Raw genomic sequence first — 4991 nt, 5'->3', positions numbered from 1 at the left:
AGAATTTTTCAATATATTAAAAGGAATGGTATAAAAAATACTGTAAAAAAGGTAAAAAAAAGAATATAGGAAATTTAAGGAGGGTAATGATTTTAACGTGAACTTTTCAGTTATTATTCCTTTATATAGAGGCAAAAGGTACATAAATAGAATAATAAATTCTTTCAATAAATCTGAGAGAAATAATTTTGAAATAATTTTTATAAATGATTTTCCTGGTGAAAAAATAGATGATGATCCTTATTTTATAGGAAATTGCAAAGTACAGGTCTTTAATAATAATCTGAACTCTGGGATACATTATTCAAGAGCGAAAGGGATTAAGAAGGCAAAGAATGAATATATATTAATACTCGATCAAGATGATTTTATTGGTAGAAGTTTTTTTGACAGCCAAATAAAGAAAGTTTTAGAATATCATGCAGATGTTGTTGTAGCAAATGGCTTTTTTTATGATAATAATATGAGGAAAGTGAAAATTTATAAAAATCAGTTGGATCTACGAAGAACAAATTGCCTACCATTTTATTTTTTATATGGCAATCAAATTGTTTCGCCTGGTCAGTGTTTGATAAAGAAAAGTTCTATACCACATGAATGGTTAGAAAGTAAATTAGATATTAATGGAGCCGATGATTGGCTTTTGTGGGTTATGATGCTGGTTAAAGGGAAAAAATTTGTTATGAATGATGATTACTTATACACTCATAATAATTTAGAACATAATACATCAGATGATGAAAATAAAATGATACAGTCTTCTAACGCAGCTTTAGAATTATTTGAAAATAAGGGCTATAAGATTTCAAATTACTTATTTAATGCTTACAAAAGAAAGTTAAAAATCAGGGAATTGGTTTTTAAAAAGGGTAGGATTGGTAAAATTATAGGATATACATTGAATCCCGATTTGCTTTTGTGTTTGTTGTATATAAAATCTGTAAAAATAATTTAAAGGGTGTTCTTTTTGAAAAAAATTAACAGAATATACATAATTTGTCCATATGTGAAGACTGGTGGTCCTAGAAGTTTACACCAATTATGCAATTCGTTAACAAAATTAGGATATGATGCAGGAATTGTGTATGGCTTCAAAGGAGTTCTTTTAAAAAAAGATAGGCCACTGTTTAGCAATTTCTGTGGGAAAGTATTTACTAAGATTGATGATGAACCTTTTAATATGGTAATTACTTCAGAGTCAGATACGGTATGGCATTTGATTTTTAAAAATGTTAAAAAAGTAATTTGGTGGTTATCACTGGATTATTATTATCAACAAAACCTTTGGTTTGCTTGTAATATGTGGATTAAAAATAAAGGACGGAATCGTTTATTAATTCCATTTTTGTTTGCAAAGAAAAAATTAGAGCTTTTAAATAGCAAGCAAGACAGGAGATATATAAGAAATAAGAAGGAGTTTGATGAAGTATTTCATTTGTATAATTGTGAATATGTTAGACAGTTTTTATTAAAGAAAAAGGTTAGCAAAGAGAGAATGGCATATTTGTGTGGTCCGATAACATTTGATGATATATTGGATGCTAAAAAAGTAATTTACAATAAGAAAGATATAGTTTGTTATAATCCTGCTAAAATGAATAATAAACTTTTTGACGAAGTAAAGAAATCGGTTTTGAAAAAGTCGGCTAATATTAAATTTATAAAAATTGAAAAAATGAGTCATTCTAAAGTAGCCGAGTATTTATTGTCCTCAAAGTTATACGTGGACTTTGGATTTTTCCCCGGACCTGAACGAATGCCAAGAGAAGCAGTTCTTTATTTTAATAATTTAATAGTTTCTGATAAAGGAAGTGCGCACAATGAAATAGATTATCCTATACCTCAGTCAAATAAAATAAATTTATCGAAAAAGAATATTGAATTTATTTCAAAGACAATTGTTAAAAATTTATCAGAATATAAAACAAAATGGTCTCAATTTAAAAAATTTCAAAATAAAGTTTTAAATCAAAAGGAAATTTTTGATTTAAATATAATTAACTTCCTGGAGAATATAAAATGATTAGATTTAAACTTAGAAGTGTCTTTTTGTTTTTTTCTTTTTTCTTTTTAATTTTAGGTAACTCTTCTTATTTTGCTTTAAGTGGTAAGAACGTTTTTTTTGAATATCTTGCGTTCTTTTTAATTTTAGCGTTAATGCTTATAAGCTACTTTAGGTTTAATGTGCGATATAGAGTTCTTAATGGAGTTATATTTTTGATTGTTAGTATCCTATTTAATTATGGGATCTTGCTACAAAATTTATCAACAAATATAAAGATAAGATTAGTTTTTTCAATGTTAATAATTGCCTCGCTAGCACTCCTGTCTGATAATTACTTTATTTATCCTTCGGATTTAAAAATTTCTGTTTATGGAATTCTTGGGGGAATTTTGTTTTGCGTGATTATTGCTCTTATTTCAAGAGTAAGCCTTACCACTTTATCTGTTGAGGGATTTGGTTTTAGCGGATTTAATGGTGGATTACAGCATAAAAATTATTTAGCGGCTGATTTGGTTGCTGTACTTTGGGGATTGTTTTCTTATGCTAAATTTAAAAAAATAAGTAAATTTGATAAATTTACTATTTTTATATGTTTAACTTTATTGATTCTTTCTGATTCAAGAGGTGGATTGCTTTTATTTTGTGCATTTCTTCTAGTTGAGTTTTGTGACAGGTTTTTCGATAAATTTAAAAAAGTAGATAAGTTTGTTGTTATTGTATTTTCAATATTATCAATAATTTTTGTTGTAAAGATATTATATTTAATTGTAGTTGAAAAAAGTGGAAGTTACGCTGATAGATCAAATGGTTTGACTAATTATTTGAATATGTACTCTTCAGATAAATTCCATATGATTTTTGGTAATGCAGAGATGGCTTTTCAGGATAATGGAAAAACTTATACAGAAAACATTAGGTCAGTTACTGGATGGGATGGTACAACAGAGCTAGCTGCTTTAAGCATTTTAGTAAAAAATGGCTTATTAGGTTTTTGGGGGTATGGATTAATTTTTTTGAAGAGAATTCTTGATGCTTTTCAAAAAAGGGAAAAGGTTTATAAGATTATTATGACTACAGGTATTGTACTTTTATTAGTTTCTTCTTTTGTTGAGAATTATTTAGTTAATATGCAAATTGCTTTTGGTGTTTATTGCTATCTATTGATTGGTTCGGCGAACGGTGCTTTTAGCAAAAATGAAGACTAGTTTCACTACTTGAGGAGAATATTGTAGTAATTATGAAAAAGATAGCTGAAAACATATTGTATCAAGGGATATACCAGTTTTTACAAATAGTCTTACCTATAATTACGGTTCCAATAATTTCAAATGCATTAGGTCCGTCGGGTGTGGGCAAATTTAATTATACGAATTCAATTACGTCTTATTTTGTATTAGTTGCGGGATTAGGACTCGCTAACTATGGTGTACGTGAGATTGCGTCTGTGCGAGAAGATAAACAAAAACTGAGTCGTAAGTTCTGGCAACTTGAGGGCATGAATGTTTTAACGGCAATTGTTGTTTTAATTTTATTTTACGTTATTACGGGATTTTTGCGTTACTATCAGTTATACTTAATTGAATCCTTAATGGTGATATCCGCTTTATTAGATATTTCTTGGTTTTTTGTGGGTATTGAGGATTTTCAAAAAGTTAGTTTAGCAAATATGTTTGTTAAAGTTTTTAGTTTTATTTTAATTTTATTCTTAGTAAGGAATGAGAGTGATTTAAACGTTTATGTTTTTATTATTTCTTTTAGTACATTAGTTTCGCAGGCGCTTCTATGGATTTTCTTATTAACAAAAATTTCTTTTGTAAAAGTTACTTTTTCTGAAATGATTGTTCATTTATTACCTGCCTTACATTATTTTATAAGTAAAATAGCTATCAGTTTATATACTAATCTTAATAAGACATTGTTGGGGATTTTTTCAACGGCAGTTTTTGTTGGATACTATTCAAATTCATTAACTTTTATTTTAATGCTTGCTACCATGATGTCTACTTTGGATGAAGTACTTCTTCCAAGGATGAGTAATTTATATGCCAATGAGAAAAAAGAAAGTTTAGAAAGAATTTTAAAAATTAGTATACATACAAGCTTGTTTGTTACAATTCCTATGACGTTTGGAATATTAGTAACAAATAATAAAATTGTTTCTTGGTTCTTTGGTGATAAATTTATATTTATAAAATCAGTTGTACCTTTTTTTTCACCTTTAATAATAATTATCCCTCTCGGGGTTTCCATTGCTCGTCAGTATTTAGTCCCCGAAGGAAAAATTAGGAATTACAATATTTCGGTTATTGCCGCAGCTGTTGTCAGTGTAATTATTAACGTAATACTTATTCCTAAAATTGGAATATGGGGTGCGGTAATTGCAACACTTACGGCCGAAAGTTTGAATACAATTATTAGATTAATTGATTTAAAAACGCAAACTGATTTTAAGTTTAACTGGGTCTTAATTTTTAAATATGTAATTAGTTCTTTAATAATGTATGAAGTAGTTGATATTATTACTAAAGATTTCCCAGCAACTATATTGACAACTTTAGTTCAAGCAGTACTAGGAATTTTAGTTTATTTTCTATGCATAACCCTTTTAAAAGGAAATATTGTTTTAAGGATACTTAAGCATGATATTAAGTATTGAATTAAATTTCAATATTTATTGAACTTATGTTTAGTTTTAATGTAAGCACCTAATAACCGACCGTCTATAAAAGAGTATATTTCGTAAGCACCTAACAACCGACCGTCTATAAAAGAATAGTAAGCACCTAACAACCGACCGTCTATAAAAGAATATATTTTAGCGGTAAAATTACCCCATCAATATGATGAGGTGTTTTTATGACAAATAAACCTGATGTTGTTCAGATCAAAATGGATAAGTCCTTTAATCCGCAGACTTCGGCTCCTACTAAAGCTTTTCAAGTTAGAGTTGATGATAATAAATCTGTTATCGTGTATAACCGCATCC

Annotated in this window: 4 protein-coding genes; all 4 read left to right on the top strand. The window is 28.1% G+C overall.

Going from position 1 to position 4991, the window contains the following annotated elements; genetic code table 11:
• Nucleotides 1–97 precede the first annotated feature (97 nt).
• From ON15_RS08245 to ON15_RS08230, 4 genes are read left to right on the top strand one after another with little or no spacing between them, the layout of a single operon-like run.
• Nucleotides 98–955 (top strand): glycosyltransferase family 2 protein, encoded by an 858-nt coding sequence (locus ON15_RS08245; RefSeq protein ID WP_010581025.1) that lies wholly within the window; start codon nt 98–100, stop codon nt 953–955.
• Nucleotides 956–967: 12 nt separating this feature from the next.
• Nucleotides 968–2023 carry a hypothetical protein gene (locus ON15_RS08240; RefSeq protein ID WP_010581024.1) on the top strand — a complete coding sequence of 352 codons (1056 nt, stop codon included), beginning with the start codon at nt 968–970 and terminating at the stop codon, nt 2021–2023.
• Entirely contained in the window at nt 2020–3210 is a 1191-nt protein-coding gene (locus ON15_RS08235; RefSeq protein ID WP_010581023.1) for a hypothetical protein, read from the top strand. The genes ON15_RS08240 and ON15_RS08235 overlap by 4 nt, the downstream gene beginning before the upstream one ends.
• A gap of 32 nt (nt 3211–3242) precedes the next feature.
• Entirely contained in the window at nt 3243–4661 is a 1419-nt protein-coding gene (locus tag ON15_RS08230) for a flippase (RefSeq protein WP_010581022.1), read from the top strand.
• Nucleotides 4662–4991: the final 330 nt, after the last annotated feature.

The organism is Liquorilactobacillus vini DSM 20605, from assembly GCF_000255495.1.
In the GTDB taxonomy this organism is placed as follows: domain Bacteria; phylum Bacillota; class Bacilli; order Lactobacillales; family Lactobacillaceae; genus Liquorilactobacillus; species Liquorilactobacillus vini.
This window is presented reverse-complemented; position numbering and strand designations above follow the sequence as displayed.

Bases quoted from the DNA above. Each gene is read 5' to 3' on its own strand.
- ON15_RS08235 (WP_010581023.1), top strand. From the start codon at position 2,020: ATGATTAGATTTAAACTTAGAAGTGTCTTTTTGTTTTTTTCTTTTTTC.
- ON15_RS08230 (WP_010581022.1), top strand. From the start codon at position 3,243: ATGAAAAAGATAGCTGAAAACATATTGTATCAAGGGATATACCAGTTT.